Here is a 16,213-nt window from a genome sequence, read left to right as displayed (position 1 = left end):
AGGCAACCGGGTTTGTGATAATTTATTTATGTACATTTGTACATAAATTATAAAACCACCCATGATTATCAAACAGAATTTCCAATGATCAGCAAAAGGGGCGTATATGAACCAACAAAATTCGCAGGAGCAGAAAAAAGAGCCGAAACCGCTGGTTGTCATCACCACCGTGGCGTCGTTTGGGGATAAAAACCGCGGCATCACCCACCGTCTGCAGCCGATCCGCATTCTAGAGGAAAACGGGCGGAAACATCGCGTGCAGAGCGTGCGTGCCTGTCACGAAGAGCCCGTGGGACACGGCCACAAGCAGGTCCACGTAACGCTGGTCACCGAAGAGGAGCGATACATGAATATCGTGTTTGACACCCGCAAGATCGGCTGGTTTTTACTGAGCAGCAGGGATGAGATGATACTGGATGGTGGAGGCTAATACGGAGATTTGATCAATCCCTGGTCGTTCAGATGTCCCACATATTTGCCCAGAATTCGAACCTCCTCCGATTCGCCCGGCTCGATGATGATATCGTCGTATTCGGGATTGGCGGGTTTCAGTCGGAGCCTGTTCTGCTCTTTGTGCACTTTTTTAAGCGTGGTCTCCCCGTTGTAGAGCACGGCACCCACATCCCCGTTGCGCAGCTCCGTCTTGGAAAGCAGCACGTAGTCACCGTCGGTGATATCGAGCTCCTTCATGCTCATCCCCTTTACGCGCAGGGCAAAAAGGTTGTCTACGCTGGGGAAGAGGTAGTCAAAGGTCAGTTCCCCGAGATCCGACTCCACGGCCTCCTGCATGGTGCCGGCCGTAATTTCGCCGAGCACCGGAATGACGGCGCTGTCCGGGTTGCCGCCGGGCCACACGTCGAGCGGGGAGGAAAAGATGTAGTTGCCGTTTTCATCCTTCTTCAGCAGTCCCTCCTCGGCAAGCGCCTGGTGATACTGCACCGAGCTGTTGGCGGATTTGAGTCCGTTGCGCCGGGCCGCCTCCCGGTGGGTGGGCATCCGCAGGTGCTGCCGGAAGAAGGAGAGGAGGCTGTCGTAAAACCGTTGTCGTTTTTCGGTAAGTGCCATAACTCAGGATCAGGGTATGTATATTTGTACATAAATATAGGGATTGGAGCATCCAGATCAAAAGATATGGATGGAACTCCTTGTAATCAGCAGGTGAAAATCATATGCTTTTCCCTTATCATTCTTACCTACTTCAAGAAGTAACGTTTATGATCCCCGATTCCAAAAAAGAAGAAATTCGCGAGGCGGCCGACATTGTGGAGGTAGTGGAAGACTATGTGAAGCTGAAGCGATCCGGACGCAGCTACAAGGGACTTTGCCCGTTTCATGACGAAAATACGCCTTCCTTTCACGTAACGCCCGACCTGGGTATCTATAAATGTTTTGGGTGCGGGGAGTCCGGCGATGTATTCAATTTTGTGATGGAGATGGACGGCATCGGTTTTGTGGAGGCGATGCGTACCCTGGCCGAGCGGTTCGGCGTTTCGCTGCCTGAAGAGGAGGCCCAGGAATTTGACGAGGAGCACAACCTGCGCGAAGGGATCTATCACGCGCTCCGCTATGCCGGCGTCTACTATTACCGGCAGCTCGTCGAAAGCGATGAGGCGGAGCAGGCACGGCAGTACCTCCAGAACCGGGGCTATAACCGCCATATCATGCAGAAGTTCGGGCTGGGATATGCCCCGCGCGGCGGAGAAAAGCTGTATAAGGCCGCCGTCGATTCCGGCTTGAACGATGAATACCTGCTGGAAGCCGGACTTATCAAGCCCAGCAAGCGGGGATCGGGGTATTACGATACCTTCCGGGGCCGGCTGATGTTCCCGATTTTTAATCCCTCGGGCAAAGTGATCGCTTTTGCGGGACGTGTGTTGGGAAATGAAAAGACGGCCAAATATATCAACTCTCCCCAGACCAAAGTCTACAATAAAAGTGAGGTGCTCTATGGGGTGAACTTCGCCAAGGGCGGCATCCGCAAGACCGGGAATGTGCTGCTGGTGGAGGGTTATACCGATGTGATCACACTCCATCAACACGATATTGAAAATGTGGTCGCCTCCAGCGGTACCTCGCTGACCAGGGGACAGATGCACCTGCTGCACCGCTACGGGGATGCCATCACGATGCTGTACGACTCGGACAGTGCGGGCCAGCGGGCGATGAAGCGCGGAATTAACATCGCGCTGGCCGAAGGTATGGATGTAAAGCTGCTGGAACTGCCGGAGGGAGAAGATCCCGATTCGTTCGTTCGCCAGTTTGGGAAAGAGTCGTTCCTGGAGTTGAAACAGGAAAATTCGGAAGATTTTTTGAGCTACCTGATTCAAAAAGCGCAGCAGGAGGGACGCTGGGAGGATCCCGGGGAAAAAAAGAAAGTGATTACAGAAGCCCTGGAGAGCATCGCCCACATGCCCGATCCGGTATCCCGCGAAACCTATGTACAACATCTGAATAAACTGGCAAAAGTGGGGGATCGGGCCCTTTTTGAGGAACTCGGGAAAATCCTGCAAGAGGTGAAGAAGCAAAAGGAGCGTGCCCGCAAGCGCAGAAAACGCCAGGAGGAGCGGGAACGCCGGCAACAGCGGGAGACTCCGCCACCTCCACATCAACCTGATGATCATACGCGGGCATTTGAACAGCAGGTTAACCAAGCCGAATCCCGGGAAAAACCTCGTAAAAGCACCCCTGTTGGCAAAAAGCCCAACTATGAAAAAGAGCTGATCCGCCTGATGCTGATGTATGAACGCCCCATGATCGATTACATCGGCTCGCTCTGCAACGAACAGCAGTTTGAAGATGAAGAGCTTAAAGCGTTCTACCTGGATATCATTGAACGATACAAGGAGGAGAAGGAGATTTCGGTGCAGGTCTATGCCGACCGCGAGCACCCCTATCCGCAGCTGGTGGGCGAAATTGCCCTGGAGGAACATTCGGTCAGTGAGCGACACTCCGAGAAAACCGGCGTTCAGTATAAACGGGATAAAAATCCCTACATGACGGCCAAAGGGGCTCTTAAAGCATTGAAGATTCATTACCTGGATCGCCTCCAGCGGGAACTATATGAAAAATACCAAGCGTGCGAGACGGCCGGGGAGCGGAAAAAAGTGATGCGCACTATGAAGGAGGTGGGAAGGCAGCGAACGCTGCTGCAGCAGTCAACCCTGGATGAACTGTTCCCGGATCCTGAGTCCGACGAGGGCAAAAGCCTGACGAAAAAAACGTTTGAGTACAAGATGAAGGGGGAGAAATAGGCTGTTTCCAGGTTCACTTGCCCACCTGAAAATCATCATTTTTATTCCTTCAACCTTCACCTGTAACCTGTAACCTGTAACCTGTAACCTGTAACCTGCAACCTTCAACCTCTAATTAATGACCGATTATTCAAAGGAACTGGAAATTGCGAAACAGGCTGCCCAAAAAGGGAGCGAAATTATTAGGAATTATACCTCGAACCAGAATTTTAATATCGAACTCAAGGGCAAAAACGATCTGGTCACCGATGCTGACCTGGAAACTGAAAAGGTGATTTTAACCCATATTCGCAATGTTTTTCCGGAGGACCAGATCATGGCGGAGGAGAGTGCCGGGGAACGCCGGGTGCCGGAAGCCCGTACCTGGCTGGTCGATCCCATTGACGGCACCACCAATTTTGCTCACGGTTTTCCCATCTACTGTGTATCGGTGGCGATGTGGGAGCATGGAGAGCCGAAAGTGGGCGTGGTGCTGGAGGTCGGTCGCGACCAGCTTTTTACCGCTCAGAAGGGGCGGGGTGCCCGGTTGAATGGATCCCCGATTTATATTTCCAGGATCACGGACCCGGCAGACTCGCTTATAGGCACGGGATTCCCGTACCGGGACCTGCACATGGTTGAGCACTACCTGGACCTGTTTGAATACCTGATACACAACACGCACGGGGTGCGGCGGCCGGGATCTGCGGCCTATGATTTGTGCTGCGTGGCGGCCGGGTATTTTGACGGTTTCTACGAATACTCCCTCAATGCTTGGGATGTAGCCGCGGCCAGCCTGATTATCCAGGAGGCCGGGGGCGAAATATCTGACTGGGAGGGCGACGACAACTGGCTGTTTGGCAAGCGGATCCTGGCGGGGAATAAGGTGATTCACGATTTTCTTCTAAACGCCGTGGAAGAGCACTTTACGCCGGAAGAGCGGAAAGCGGAGAAGTAAATTCGTATTGCGTACTGCGTATTCGAAACCGTCTAATCAATAACCTTCCGGCACAAGCAACACGGATTACGCAGTACGCAATACGTAACGTAGTATGCCTTATCGAAACGGGTCCGAATCAAACAGTTCGCCAAGCGATGTAAAAGGGATCGGTCCGTTGTAATATTTAAACGGCTCTCCATATTCGGCGCCGATCAGGTGGCCATAGTGGCGGGCCCGGGCTTCAACATTTTTGAAAAAGCGCTCTGAGGAGATATAACTTTTCGGCTCGTCGCCATGATCGCTGACGTTGAACTGCGTCTCGAAAGCCAGGATCGCTTTCTTCTTCAGCTCAAACGTGTCGGAAATATCGAAGACCAGGTCCGGCTCAAACGGGCGATCCTGCATGTAATGCAAAATATGGGAGGGCCGCCACCGCTGCTGTTCATCCCCGTCGGCATTATGCGTTTTAATTTTGGTGAGTCCGCTGTAGAACAGGGCGTCAAGTTCCAGCCTGGTGGCATCCCCGTGGTCGGGGTGCCGGTCGCCCGGGGCCCCGACAAAGCAGATATGGGGACGGTACGACCGGACGACCCGGATGATCTTTTCCCGGTATTCCGGGATGTTTTCAAGTTCGGTATCAGGGAGCCCAATATTGATACGGACTTCAAGGCCAAGAAGGTCGGCGGCATGTTCGGATTCCCGAAGGCGGTCTTCCGGGGTACCGCGGGTGGCCATCTCTCCCCGGGTCAGATCGAGGACGCCCACCTTTTTGCCCTGCTGAACCAGCCTGGCCAGGGTTCCCCCGCAGCAGAGGTCGGTGTCGTCGGGGTGGGCGGCTAATGCGAGAACATCTAGTTTCTTTTGAGACACAGCGGATCTGGGTTTATGTATTGGTTGATAATTGGGGTTTATATATCGGAGCAAAATGATAATGAACTATCAGCAGATTCTGAAATGTGAAGGGAAATTGTCGCTGTTCCAGCTCTCCTGAATAAATGAGTTGTCTATTGTCAAAACGGGACCGATATTACCTAAATACCGGGTTTTTGTAACCGAGGAGATCTCTTCCCGTAATAGTCAACATGGCTAACGATCAATGACCGCAGAGATATGTCAAAATTTTATCGGATTGCAAACAGCGTGTGGGAGAGCCTGAAAATTTCGCTGAGGGCGCTGGGAATCAACAAGACCCGTTCCGTTTTAACAGCCACCTGCATCGTAATTGGTATTGTCTCCGTAACCACCATGTCGACGACCATCGACGGTATCGACCGTTCGTTTGAAAATAGCATGAGCATGCTTGGACAGAACGTGATTTATGTGGAAAAATGGCCCTGGGGACTCGGCAGCGGGGAGTATCGGTGGTGGGAATATCGAAATCGCCCGGATATGAAGATCGACTATGCGGATCAGCTCGAGGAAACCAGCCGGTTTGCGAGTGCAGTTTCAGCCAGCTCAAACAGAAATGTGACGGTGCGGTTTGAGGATACGTATGCTAACGGGGTGATGCTCCAGGGAGCGACCGAGACGATCACCCAGACAAGCACGATGGATATTGCGGAGGGTCGTTTTTTTACGGTGGAGGAGGAGCGAACGGGAGCCAATGTCGTGGTTATGGGCCAAAGCGTTTCTGATGCTCTTTTTGACCTTGAATACCCGCTTGGCAAGCAGGTGCGCATTGCCGGCCAGCGATTTTTGGTAATCGGGCTGCTTGAGCGGCAGGGTTCTTTTTTGGGACTTGAAGATATCGATAACCAGGTTATTATCCCGATGAGTGCTTTCCAGGAAATTTATGGCACCAGGACGGGTGTTCGCCTGATCGTAAAATTCCCCAGTGAGGAGGCACAGCTCGAAGGGGAATACGAAATTGAGGGCCTCATGCGCCGGATCCGCCAGCTGGACCCGATGGAGGAGAACGATTTTGCCATCAACAAGCCCGAAGCCTTTCGCCAGCAGTATGAATCGATGACCTTTGCAATCTACGGGATCGGTATATTCCTGACCTCGCTGGCTTTGTTTATCGGGGGCATCGGGGTGATGAATATTATGTTCGTGTCGGTTCGGGAGCGCACCAAGGAGATCGGTATCCGCAAGGCGGTGGGGGCCAAAGCCTGGGAGATACTGGGCCAGTTCCTGGTCGAAGCCACTATTATCTGCATGGTCGGGGGGCTGATCGGGGTGGCGCTGTCCGTGATTACGACACAGGTCATCAACCAGTTTTTTGTGGCCTACATGAGCTGGCAGACGGTGGCACTGGCATTTGGAATCTGTACGCTTGTGGGACTGGCTTTTGGCTTTTTACCAGCCTACCGCGCGGCAAAATCTGACCCGATCGAGTCGCTCCGATATGAATAACCAACGCTGTTCGCATTATGAATATAATTGAAGTAGTAAAACAGGCTTTTTCATCGCTGGCAGCCAATAAATTGCGTTCCGCCCTGACACTTCTGGCTATCGTTGTGGGGGTATTTGCCATCATCAGTGCGTCTACTGCGGTGCTGGTGCTCGACACTTTTTTCAAGGAAACCCTTACGCTGATGGGCGGAAATGTTATTAACATCTCGAAATATCCCTCAGTCCGCATGGGCGGCGACTGGCAGCAGTATCGCAACCGGAAAGACATCACCTTTGAAACGCTGGAGGAGCTGCAGGAACGAGTGAGGCTGGTCAGCGACATCAATCCCGATGAGACATTCAGCCAGACGAACGTGCTGTATGGCGACCAGGAGACGGAGCCCAATGTACCGATCCGGGGAAGCAATCAATACTATCTTTCAAACAATGCATATGAGCTGGCCGACGGCCGCAACTTCACCAGTGAGGATATCCAGTATAGACGGCCGGTGGCTATTATCGGGAAAGATGTGAGGGAGACGCTGTTCGAAGTGGAATATCCGCTGGGAAAGACCATCCGGATTGACGGGCGGCCGTACCGGGTTATCGGGCTGGTGGAGGAGAAGGGGAGCGTGTTTGGCAACTCCCTGGACAATTTTGTGCTTATTCCCTACACCACCGCCATGAATGTGTACGGCTCGGAACGCAACATTGACATCCAGGTCAGGGCCCCGTCCATGATGTCGGTCAATGCTTCGATGGACGAACTTACAGGGCTGCTGCGTACCATCCGGAAGGTTCCGCCCGGAGAACAGAACGATTTTGAGATCGAAACCAACGAATCTCTCTCCGGCGTCTTCGATCAGTTTACGGGCGTGCTGTACATCTTTGGAGTGGTGGTCGGCGGCATTGCACTGCTGGGGGCGGGCATCGGGGTGATGAATATTATGCTGGTATCGGTGACGGAGCGAACCCGCGAGATCGGTATCCGCAAGGCCGTGGGGGCAACAAAAAAAGCGATTACCTCCCAATTTTTAATGGAAGCGGTTGTGATCTGCCAGATCGGGGGGATCGTGGGCATGTTCATCGGTATTGCGGGAGGGAACCTGCTGGCCTTCTGGATGGAGTCGAGCGTGGTCTTTCCCTGGATGGCGGCCGGGGCCGGAATTGTCGGGATGACGATTATCGGCGTGATGTTTGGGGTATACCCGGCATTCAAGGCCGCGAAACTTGATCCCATAGAAAGCCTGCGGTACGAGTAGCAGAAGGTCGCGGAGGATCATGCGTTTTTTATAATTTTTTGAGTCCGGACACGGAAAATGCCTGCAATTGCAGGGGCGGGAGCTAGCGCGAATAGATCCTGATCAGAAAAACAGCGGACCTCCTTCAGATTCTCTTCAAATTGCATGGCTATGTTGAAGCAGTACAGGCAGCAGTGGAACTGGAATTGATGTACTTTCTCATTTTAACTTAGCAGAAAAATTCTTTAGTTAGTTTTTCAAGGATATCTATTAACCCCAATCACAAGCTCGATGAACGAAGAAATTCTCGAAAACCTGAACAAACGGCTCGACGACGCCCTGGACCGCGGGCGGCAGATCGTTGATGACGATGAACTGGCAGAACGGATCGAAGAACTGAAACTGCGTGCAGAGTCCGTCATACGGGAGAATCCCATAAAAAGCGTAGCCGGGGGACTGCTGATAGGCTATATAATCGGCAAAATGCTAAGTTCCGGTGAGGAATAAATATGTCACAAAAGAAAGAGGACCCTCTTGGGAACCGTCTGAAAGCAATTTCGGGCGATCTCAAGCGATATGTTGAAAAACGGGTGGAACTGTTATTGCTCAATGTCGGAGAGCATTTTTCCCGCATGATGGCGGAATCTGTCCAAAAAGTGGCTGGAATTCTGATGCTTTCGGGGGCCCTGGTCTTTCTGCTGGTGGCCCTGGCACTGTTTCTGGGAGACCTGCTGAATAACGAGAGCCTGGGATATATCCTGGTTTCGATACCTATGCTTGTAGCGGGCCTGCTGTTTTACTCCCTGAAGCCCAAAAGTATGGCTGAAGGTCTGCAAAGTCATTTCGAAAAGGAAATTATCAGGGCTATATCGGCGAATGAGGAACAAAAAAAAGAGCAATTAACGCCCGGGCCCGAACAGCAGCAAATGGATGAACAGACTAAATAAAACGAACGGTTACAATATGTCGAAAGAGGAACTGGACGAACTGAAAGCGAAAAAAGAGGAGCTTGAGGCCGAACTTAACCGGATTCAACATGAACTGGACAGTAATATTGATGAGGTTCGCGCCGATGTTAGCGAAAAGCTGAAGCCCTCTGAAATTATAAAAAACTACCCGATTCCCGTGGTGGGATTATCGGTGTTTGTCGGATTTTTGGCCGGGCATACCCCCAAACGAAAAGGCAGTTCCCGGCCAGGCTCGCATAGCTCCGGGGATGGATTTGCCGCTCTTCTGATATCCGAGCTAAAAAAGATAGCTACCCGCAAGGCAGTATCGGCGGCAACCGACTATTTTGATAATTTTATAGAATCCCGAAAAGGGGACCTGTTGAATCATATGGAAGAGACGCCGGAACAGGAGTCGTAGAGGGGAGCATTTTCAAATCTCCGTTTGTACAAGTGAAACTAATCGAAATGAGATTCGTGTACCTCCACGAGTCGCCAAACAGAAATGCTAAAATATCTAACCGAAGTTATATGAAACGTGGGATAATTCTACTACTCATCGTTGGGATGCCTCTCTTGCTGCACGCTCAAGACACCAGTCCCGAAATGATCTCTCTTGAAGAAGCGATAGAACTCGCCATAGAAAATAATTATCAGCTTAAACAGGCGCGCAACGACCTGGATTTGGCAGAATACCAGGAGTTTAGCGCCAAAGCCGATTTCCTGCCTTCGGTCTCGGCAAGTCTCAGTGGCAACAAGCGGGTTGGTCGCCAGTTCAACCAGACGACGGGTGATTTTGGTGATTTTACCATTAACGGGTTCAGCAGTAACCTGAATACCAGTATCCCGCTGTTTACCGGGTTTCAAAATATCAACAATTTAAGAAGCAGCCAGTATTCGTCCGAATCGCAGGAGGAGACCGTCCAGCGGGTAAAAGAAAATGTCATCTTTGATACCGCATCCCGCTACCTGCAGGTACTGCTCGACAAGGAGTTGCTGCAGATAGCGAACGAAAACCTGGCTTCCTCCCGCAAGCAGCTCGAGCAGGTTCAGGCCCAGGTTGAGGTGGGGTCGAGACCTTCGGTTGATCTATATAACCAGGAGGCGACTGTGGCCAATAACGAACTTGAAGTAACCAACCGGGAAAATGCCCTGCAGATAAGCCGGCTTCAACTGATCCGCACGCTGCAGATCGACCCGCTGGGACAGTACGAATTTTCAATTCCTGACATTGGCGCCGAGGATCTGACGCCCCGGGAATACCAGCTGCAGGCACTGGTTGATGCCGCTCTCGAAAACCGTTCGGACCTGCAAAGTGCCCGGCTCAATATCAAGGCCATTGAACACCAGCTGAAGGCCACCAAAGGAAGTCTTTACCCATCGCTGAACTTTAGCGCGAGCTTGTCGAGCAACTACAATGATCAGAACTTCGACCGCGCTACCGGGGAGCTCGTTGGGTTCCAGGACCAGTTTTTTGATCAAAACCTCAACCGGTCGCTCGGACTTTCAGTGAATATCCCGATTTTTGACAATTTTAATCGCCGTACCAATGTACAGTCGCAGCTAATCAGCTATCGGAACCAGCAACTCTCGCTGGAAAATACTGAGCTGCAGGTCGTGCAGGAGGTCAACCAGGCGTATACCGACTACCAGGCAGTCATAAAACAGCTGGAGGCCACAGAGAAATCACTGCGTGCCGCTGAGCGTTCCTACGAGACTGAAAGGGAGCGTTACAATGTTGGAGCCACCACCCTGATTGAGCTGAGCAATGCCAACGCACAGTATGTCCAGGCACAATCTGACCGAGCACGGGCCGTTTTTAACTTTGTATTTCAACAAAAATTACTGGATTACTACATCGGGCGGCTGGACCAAAATATTTCGTTAAATCAGTAAGCCAATGACCGTACATTTTTCACACATGAGGGGATAAGAGAGGGGATGCGTTATGGCCGGAAAGACCAAAAAATCGCCGACAAAAAAACTGATGATGGCAGGGGGAGTCCTCATTATTGTAGTGGTTCTCGGGGCCCTGGCCGCCAAATCGATGGGCTGGCTCGGCGGGGAGGGCGAAGGCATTACGGTAGAAACGTCGACAGCCAAATTGAAAACAATTACACAGGTCGTTTCCGCATCCGGCAAGATACAGCCCGAGGTGGAAGTCATCCTCCGTCCCGAAGTTTCAGGTGAGATTATTGAGCTGCCGGTGAAGGAGGGCGACTATGTTGAAAAGGGCGACCTGCTGCTGCGCATAAAACCGGATATTTATGAAGCACGGATTGAGGAGATTAACGCCACGCTGCTGACGCAGAAGGCGCGCCAGGAACAAGCGAAAGCCAACCTGCTGGAAGCGGAATCGAACTATAACCAGCAACAGCAGTTATACGAAAAGGAAGCGATCTCCCAGGCGCAGTATGTGCAGGCAAAAACTGCGTATGAGGCGCAAAAAGCCAATTACAAGGCCGCTGAATACCAGGTTCAAAGTATTGAGGCCCAGCTCGACCAGGCGGAGGAGGAGCTTGAAAAAACGACTATTCGTTCGCCCCGGGACGGTACAATCAGTGCCCTGGCCGTAGAAACGGGCGAACGCGTCTTGGGACAGACCCAGATGACCGGCACGGAGCTGATGCGCATCGCCAAAATGGACCAGATGGAAGTGGTCGTTCAGGTCAATGAAAACGACATTGTGAATGTCGAACCCGGAGATACGACCAGGATTGAAGTGGACGCCTATCCTGAACGCATCTTTGACGGCCTTGTCACGGAGATTGCAAACTCTGCTGAAATCACCGCGTCGGGGACGAATGAGCAGGTCACGAACTACGAGGTTAAAATACGGATCACAACCCCCCATAACCTGGATATGGCGGGGGGAGAGCAGATCGTGCAGGAGGCATCGCAGGAACTGCCCGGCAGCGAATTTGTACCCAGTTTCAAGCCGGGGATGTCGGCCACCGTGGATGTGGAGACCGAAACCGTGTACAACGTGGTGTCGGTGCCGATCCAGGCTGTGACGGTCCGCGACTTCGCCCTGGACCGCAGCAGCCGCACTGATACAAGCGCCACGACCCCGGAAACGGGTACAGATTCGGATACAGCAGATACCGGGGAAGAGATGATTATCCCCGAGGAAGACCTGCGCAAAGTGGTATTCCAGGTTGAAGATGGGATCGCCAAACGCCGTGAAGTAGAAACCGGGATCAGCGACAACAGCCATATCCAGATTCTTTCCGGGATTTCCGCCGGAGATAAGATTGTGATCGGAAGTTATCGAACCCTATCCCGGGATTTAAAGGATGGAGACAAGGTGAAGGTGGACAACAATCAATTTCAACGATTCGCACAAAACTAACCTGATTATGAAACGAGCAATAATTGAGATCCGGGATCTCACAAAAATATACCTGATGGGAAACAACGAGGTGCGGGCCCTTGACGGCGTCTCGTTTGACGTACTGGAAAATGAATATATCGCCATTATGGGGCCTTCCGGTTCCGGGAAGTCTACCCTGATGAACCTGATCGGCTGCCTGGACACTCCCACTTCCGGGACCTATATCCTGAACAACCAGGATGTGAGCGAGCTGGAGGATTCCGAGCTGGCCGAAGTGCGAAATCGCGAAATCGGATTTGTGTTTCAGACCTTTAACCTGCTGCCCCGCACCGACTGCCTGGCCAATGTTGAACTGCCGCTGATCTATTCCGGGGTAAAGGCTTCGGAACGGCACGAACGGGCCACAAGTACGTTGACCCGGGTGGGCCTGGGAGACCGCATCGACCACAAGCCGAACGAGCTTTCCGGCGGACAGCGGCAGCGGGTAGCCATTGCGCGGGCCCTGGTCAATAACCCCTCCATCCTGCTGGCCGACGAGCCGACGGGAAACCTTGACACCAAAACGGGAGAGGAGATCATGCGACTGTTTGAGGAGCTCCACCGCATGGGAAATACGATTCTGCTGGTTACCCACGAAGATGAGATCGCCAATCACGCGCGGCGTATCATCCGCCTGCGGGATGGAAAGATTGAGAGTGATCAAAAGGTGGAAAATCCTGAACTGGCCAATTTGGAGATCAACGTAGCCCCGGCTTAGCACAGACATTCGGCCGCCGGGTGATCCTCTCAGAGCAGGAACAGGATATTGTTTATCAGAGGACTTTGCAAAACCCTCAATTCCTCGTTCTGAGGGAGTTTACTCCCGTTAAAGGTCCCCAAGGTCGGTAGTACAGGTACCTCCCAACAAATGGCAGGCTCTGCAAAGGTTCCTAGCAGAATATTCTGCACCTGTACTCAGCTGCTCCGTGCAAAACCGGTGTTGCACAGCCCTCTCCATATTGAATTCCGTGCGTTGATTATATCCGTCAACTTTTTTACCGGGAGAAACGGTATATTATCCCCGATCTTTTATTTTAATAAATCAATCTATTCTGTTTTATTACTGCCGAGTGGATCGGCACAACAGTTCACCATGTTAACAGATTAATCACAAGCTTCTGCATTTTGAGTTATTATTCCAATAATTACAGTCCCAATACAGCCTTTTCCATATTTCCGCCTGCCGTAAAGCATCTTTTGATTATAAACGGGTTGTTTTTTGTGGGATTAAGCACCCCGGTTGTGGGACAGTTTTTATTCCAGTACGGGGCTCTTTGGCCCATAGGATCCGGGTTGTTTCAGCCCTGGCAGCTGATTACCTATATGTTTTTGCACGGTGGATTCGGCCATATTTTTATGAACCTGTTTGCCCTCTGGATGTTCGGACAGTCAATAGAAAACTACTGGGGGACCAGGCGGTTTGTCTGGTATTATTTTTTAACCGGCATCGGGGCGGCCCTGCTGCATATGTTTATCGGAGGGGGAGGAGCCCCTACTGTCGGAGCTTCGGGCGCGGTCTACGGGATATTGCTCGCCTTTGGCATGATGTTTCCTGAACGTCCCATTATGCTGCTGTTTCCGCCGATCCCTATAAAAGCCAAGTATTTTGTTGCTATTTTCGGCGGCCTTGAATTAATGAACGGGGTCATGGGTACCGCCACGGGGGTCGCTCACTTTGCTCACCTCGGTGGAATGATCGTCGGCTATTTCCTGATCAAATACTGGGGATTAAAGGGAGAACAGTACTATTAGGGAGGTCTCTGCAAAACCCTCAATTTCTCGTTCAGAGGGAGTTATACTCCCGTTTAAAGATCAATAAGTTCGGTGGGATAACCACTTCCCAACAACGTAGCAGGTTCTGCAAAGGTCCCTGTTAGTTCCGTGTCCTTCACACCAGGGACACCTTGCAAAACCAGGAGTTTTAGTCCAGGTCGTCTAACAGACATACCATTTTGTTGATGAAGAAATCCGGGCTGGAACGTCCATCGGTTAACAAGTGAATTGGTTTTCTGTACACAACGTTTCAGCCTCTTTCCCAGGGGCGACTTGTAACAAAAGTGGGAGGAACCATCATGGTGATCTCATCATTTTCCAAACGCCCGGTCATAGTCCTCCATCGCGGCGTCGATCACCTTAATCGCCTTTTTCTTGTCATAGACTTCTTCCACCGTCACGGTTTTATCTTCACCCTGCACCAGCTTGTAGGTGGCAAAGTAGTGCCTCAGACGGTCTCTTATATTGTCCGGCAGGTCAGAGATATCGTGGGCGTCAGCCCAGAACTTGTCGTTGTTCAGCACGGCAATGATTTTGTCATCTGCTTCTCCGTTGTCGATCATATGAATACCTCCGACAACCCGTGCTGTCAAAATGACCTCCGATTTACTGATGGGGCGCTCACTCAAAACGCATACATCGAGCGGATCGTGGTCCCCCTCGTCGGTATAGTCGGAGAGCGCTCCCACCCGGTTCCCGCAATAGGTACGGGGGATAAATCCGTAAAGCGATGGCGGGAGCGAGGAGCTCTGCTGGGGGCGGTCAACACGGAGATATCCCGTGGCTTTGTCCACTTCATATTTGACCAGGTCAAATGGAGTGATTTCAATAAAAGCGTTAATAATACCGGAATCTACATCACCGGGTTCGAGTCCGTGCCAGGGGTGCGGGCGCCAGCGGTAAAAAGGGTCGGGAAAGCTCATTGGCTTTATTTATTCGGTTAAGGGGTCTTTGTCACAAGAAAATAAGATAACCTGTTAATTTTACAAGACATCCTGAAGTAAAACCAATATCTTTGGCTCTAATTCGAACCAACAATATATTACATGATTGACCGATATTCGCGTAAGGAGATGGCAGAAATATGGACCGAGGAAAGCCAGTTTCAGGCGTGGCTGGATGTGGAGCTGGCCGCCTGCTGGGCCTGGAGCCAACTGGGGCATATTCCCGAAGAAGATGTCGAAAAACTCTACCAGAAGGCCACCTTTGATGTGGAACGGATTAAAGAGATCGAAAAAGAAACCCGTCACGATGTCGTGGCTTTCACCCGTTCTGTATCAGAGTCGCTCGGTGAGGAGAAAAAGTGGGTACACTACGGCTTAACATCCACCGATGTCGTTGACACAGCCCAGGGAGTACGCCTGAAGCGGGCGAATAAAATTTTGCGTGATGATATCGAGCACATTATTGATGTGCTGGCCGCCAAGGCCAAAGAGCATAAATACACGGTGATGATGGGACGAACCCACGGCGTGCATGCCGAGCCGACGACGTTTGGCCTCAAGTGTGCTCTCTGGTATGCAGAAATGAAGCGGAACCTCGAGCGTTTTGAGAAGGCGGCGCGCGATGTCGAATTCGGAAAAATGAGTGGGTCTGTGGGCACGTTTGCCAACATTCCGCCGGAGGTGGAAGAGCTGGTTTGCGAGCGACTGGGCCTTCAGCCGGCGCCCATCTCCACGCAGACGCTCCAGCGCGACCGCCACGCCCATTATATCGCGACGCTGGCTCTTGTAGGTTCCACGCTCGAAAAAATGGCGGTGGAGGTGCGTCACCTGCAGCGCAGCGAAGTTCGTGAAGCCGAAGAGTTTTTCCGCAAGGGACAGAAAGGCTCCTCCTCCATGCCGCATAAACGGAACCCCGTGGGATCGGAAAATATCAGTGGCTGTTCGCGCGTACTCCGGGGTTACATGCTCACTTCGTATGAGAATATTCCCCTTTGGCACGAGCGCGATATCTCTCATTCCTCTGTCGAGCGGATCGTCTTTCCCGATGCCACAATCCTGCTTGATTACATGCTGAAACGGTTTTCCGGGATCATTGAGAAGCTGACGGTTTACGAGGACAACATGGAGGAAAATATCTACAAAACGTACGGCCTGACATTTTCGCAGCGCCTGCTCCACCTGCTGATTGACAAGGGGATGTCGCGCGAAAAAGCCTATGACACGGTCCAACCGCTGGCGATGCAGTCGTGGGAGGAAAAACGGATGTTCCGTGAACTGGTGGAGGAGGACCCCGCGATCATCGAATATCTCACCACGGAAGAGATCGAGAAGGCGTTTGATCTCGAACATCACACCAAAAATGTGGACCGGATTTTTAGCCGGGTCGGATTGGAGTAATGAATCTCAATATTTTTATAACTGATAGCCATA

Annotated in this window: 16 protein-coding genes; 13 read left to right on the top strand and 3 right to left on the bottom strand. The window is 51.8% G+C overall.

The features are described 5' to 3' along the window. Window positions 1–106: 106 nt before the first annotated feature. Window positions 107–430: a hypothetical protein gene (locus ACG2E4_RS02155; RefSeq protein ID WP_395259277.1), complete on the top strand. Its 324-nt coding sequence runs from the start codon at window positions 107–109 to the stop codon at window positions 428–430. Here ACG2E4_RS02155 and ACG2E4_RS02150 read toward each other — a convergent pair. Then, the gene (locus tag ACG2E4_RS02150) at window positions 427–1,065 is read right to left on the bottom strand and encodes a LexA family protein (RefSeq protein ID WP_395275575.1); all 639 of its coding nucleotides are present in this window, start codon (window positions 1,063–1,065) and stop codon (window positions 427–429) included. The genes ACG2E4_RS02155 and ACG2E4_RS02150 overlap by 4 nt on opposite strands. Before the next feature lie 149 nt (window positions 1,066–1,214). Between ACG2E4_RS02150 and dnaG the strand changes: the two genes are divergently transcribed. Continuing rightward, window positions 1,215–3,251, top strand: a complete 2,037-nt coding sequence (gene dnaG / locus ACG2E4_RS02145) for a DNA primase (protein ID WP_395275574.1) — start codon at window positions 1,215–1,217, stop codon at window positions 3,249–3,251. A gap of 118 nt (window positions 3,252–3,369) precedes the next feature. Next, a complete protein-coding gene (locus ACG2E4_RS02140) occupies window positions 3,370–4,188 on the top strand; it encodes an inositol monophosphatase family protein (protein WP_395275573.1) in 819 nt (272 codons plus the stop codon). Between the two features lie 99 nt (window positions 4,189–4,287). Here the strand turns inward: ACG2E4_RS02140 and bshB1 are convergent, their stop codons facing one another. Next, entirely contained in the window at window positions 4,288–5,040 is a 753-nt protein-coding gene (bshB1, locus tag ACG2E4_RS02135) for a bacillithiol biosynthesis deacetylase BshB1 (RefSeq protein ID WP_395275572.1), read from the bottom strand. A 240-nt stretch (window positions 5,041–5,280) separates the two neighbouring features. Between bshB1 and ACG2E4_RS02130 the strand changes: the two genes are divergently transcribed. The 9 genes from ACG2E4_RS02130 to ACG2E4_RS02090 all read left to right on the top strand — a co-directional run bounded on the left by ACG2E4_RS02130 (window position 5,281) and on the right by ACG2E4_RS02090 (window position 13,817). After that, window positions 5,281–6,525, top strand: a complete 1,245-nt coding sequence (locus tag ACG2E4_RS02130) for an ABC transporter permease (RefSeq protein WP_395275571.1) — start codon at window positions 5,281–5,283, stop codon at window positions 6,523–6,525. Between the two features lie 17 nt (window positions 6,526–6,542). Continuing rightward, the gene (locus tag ACG2E4_RS02125) at window positions 6,543–7,766 is read left to right on the top strand and encodes an ABC transporter permease (protein ID WP_395275570.1); all 1,224 of its coding nucleotides are present in this window, start codon (window positions 6,543–6,545) and stop codon (window positions 7,764–7,766) included. A gap of 270 nt (window positions 7,767–8,036) precedes the next feature. After that, on the top strand, window positions 8,037–8,252 hold the full coding sequence (locus tag ACG2E4_RS02120) for a hypothetical protein (protein ID WP_395259270.1): 216 nt from the start codon (window positions 8,037–8,039) through the stop codon (window positions 8,250–8,252). A 2-nt stretch (window positions 8,253–8,254) separates the two neighbouring features. After that, window positions 8,255–8,692, top strand: a complete 438-nt coding sequence (locus ACG2E4_RS02115; protein WP_395259269.1) for a phage holin family protein — start codon at window positions 8,255–8,257, stop codon at window positions 8,690–8,692. A 16-nt stretch (window positions 8,693–8,708) separates the two neighbouring features. Then, entirely contained in the window at window positions 8,709–9,113 is a 405-nt protein-coding gene (locus tag ACG2E4_RS02110) for a hypothetical protein (RefSeq protein WP_395275569.1), read from the top strand. Window positions 9,114–9,223: 110 nt separating this feature from the next. Next, window positions 9,224–10,588 carry a TolC family protein gene (locus ACG2E4_RS02105; RefSeq protein ID WP_395259267.1) on the top strand — a complete coding sequence of 455 codons (1,365 nt, stop codon included), beginning with the start codon at window positions 9,224–9,226 and terminating at the stop codon, window positions 10,586–10,588. A 52-nt stretch (window positions 10,589–10,640) separates the two neighbouring features. Further along, window positions 10,641–12,044 (top strand): efflux RND transporter periplasmic adaptor subunit, encoded by a 1,404-nt coding sequence (locus ACG2E4_RS02100; RefSeq protein WP_395275568.1) that lies wholly within the window; start codon window positions 10,641–10,643, stop codon window positions 12,042–12,044. Between the two features lie 7 nt (window positions 12,045–12,051). Continuing rightward, on the top strand, window positions 12,052–12,783 hold the full coding sequence (locus ACG2E4_RS02095) for an ABC transporter ATP-binding protein (protein ID WP_395259265.1): 732 nt from the start codon (window positions 12,052–12,054) through the stop codon (window positions 12,781–12,783). Window positions 12,784–13,190: 407 nt separating this feature from the next. Next, the gene (locus ACG2E4_RS02090) at window positions 13,191–13,817 is read left to right on the top strand and encodes a rhomboid family intramembrane serine protease (protein ID WP_395275567.1); all 627 of its coding nucleotides are present in this window, start codon (window positions 13,191–13,193) and stop codon (window positions 13,815–13,817) included. A gap of 332 nt (window positions 13,818–14,149) precedes the next feature. On the opposite strand, the gene ACG2E4_RS02085 is transcribed toward ACG2E4_RS02090, so the two are convergent. Further along, window positions 14,150–14,761, bottom strand: a complete 612-nt coding sequence (locus ACG2E4_RS02085) for an inorganic pyrophosphatase (protein WP_395259263.1) — start codon at window positions 14,759–14,761, stop codon at window positions 14,150–14,152. A 123-nt stretch (window positions 14,762–14,884) separates the two neighbouring features. Here ACG2E4_RS02085 and purB point away from each other — a divergent pair, with 123 nt between their 5' ends. Beyond that, window positions 14,885–16,180: an adenylosuccinate lyase gene (gene purB, locus ACG2E4_RS02080; protein WP_395259262.1), complete on the top strand. Its 1,296-nt coding sequence runs from the start codon at window positions 14,885–14,887 to the stop codon at window positions 16,178–16,180. Window positions 16,181–16,213: the final 33 nt, after the last annotated feature.

The sequence above is a fragment of the Halalkalibaculum sp. DA384 genome (genome assembly GCF_043951955.1).
Lineage (GTDB): Bacteria > Bacteroidota > Rhodothermia > Balneolales > Balneolaceae > JAMQKA01.
Note: the sequence above shows the minus strand (reverse complement) of the source record. Positions and strands in the feature narration are given on the sequence as shown.

What these genes read in the sequence shown, in the direction of transcription:
- ACG2E4_RS02155 (WP_395259277.1), top strand. Translation starts at nt 107, where the DNA reads ATGAACCAACAAAATTCGCAGGAGCAGAAAAAAGAGCCGAAACCGCTG.
- ACG2E4_RS02150 (WP_395275575.1), bottom strand. Translation starts at nt 1,065, where the DNA reads ATGGCACTTACCGAAAAACGACAACGGTTTTACGACAGCCTCCTCTCC.
- dnaG (WP_395275574.1), top strand. Translation starts at nt 1,215, where the DNA reads ATGATCCCCGATTCCAAAAAAGAAGAAATTCGCGAGGCGGCCGACATT.
- ACG2E4_RS02140 (WP_395275573.1), top strand. Translation starts at nt 3,370, where the DNA reads ATGACCGATTATTCAAAGGAACTGGAAATTGCGAAACAGGCTGCCCAA.
- ACG2E4_RS02130 (WP_395275571.1), top strand. Translation starts at nt 5,281, where the DNA reads ATGTCAAAATTTTATCGGATTGCAAACAGCGTGTGGGAGAGCCTGAAA.
- ACG2E4_RS02125 (WP_395275570.1), top strand. Translation starts at nt 6,543, where the DNA reads ATGAATATAATTGAAGTAGTAAAACAGGCTTTTTCATCGCTGGCAGCC.
- ACG2E4_RS02120 (WP_395259270.1), top strand. Translation starts at nt 8,037, where the DNA reads ATGAACGAAGAAATTCTCGAAAACCTGAACAAACGGCTCGACGACGCC.
- ACG2E4_RS02115 (WP_395259269.1), top strand. Translation starts at nt 8,255, where the DNA reads ATGTCACAAAAGAAAGAGGACCCTCTTGGGAACCGTCTGAAAGCAATT.
- ACG2E4_RS02110 (WP_395275569.1), top strand. Translation starts at nt 8,709, where the DNA reads ATGTCGAAAGAGGAACTGGACGAACTGAAAGCGAAAAAAGAGGAGCTT.
- ACG2E4_RS02105 (WP_395259267.1), top strand. Translation starts at nt 9,224, where the DNA reads ATGAAACGTGGGATAATTCTACTACTCATCGTTGGGATGCCTCTCTTG.
- ACG2E4_RS02100 (WP_395275568.1), top strand. Translation starts at nt 10,641, where the DNA reads ATGGCCGGAAAGACCAAAAAATCGCCGACAAAAAAACTGATGATGGCA.
- ACG2E4_RS02095 (WP_395259265.1), top strand. Translation starts at nt 12,052, where the DNA reads ATGAAACGAGCAATAATTGAGATCCGGGATCTCACAAAAATATACCTG.
- ACG2E4_RS02085 (WP_395259263.1), bottom strand. Translation starts at nt 14,761, where the DNA reads ATGAGCTTTCCCGACCCTTTTTACCGCTGGCGCCCGCACCCCTGGCAC.
- purB (WP_395259262.1), top strand. Translation starts at nt 14,885, where the DNA reads ATGATTGACCGATATTCGCGTAAGGAGATGGCAGAAATATGGACCGAG.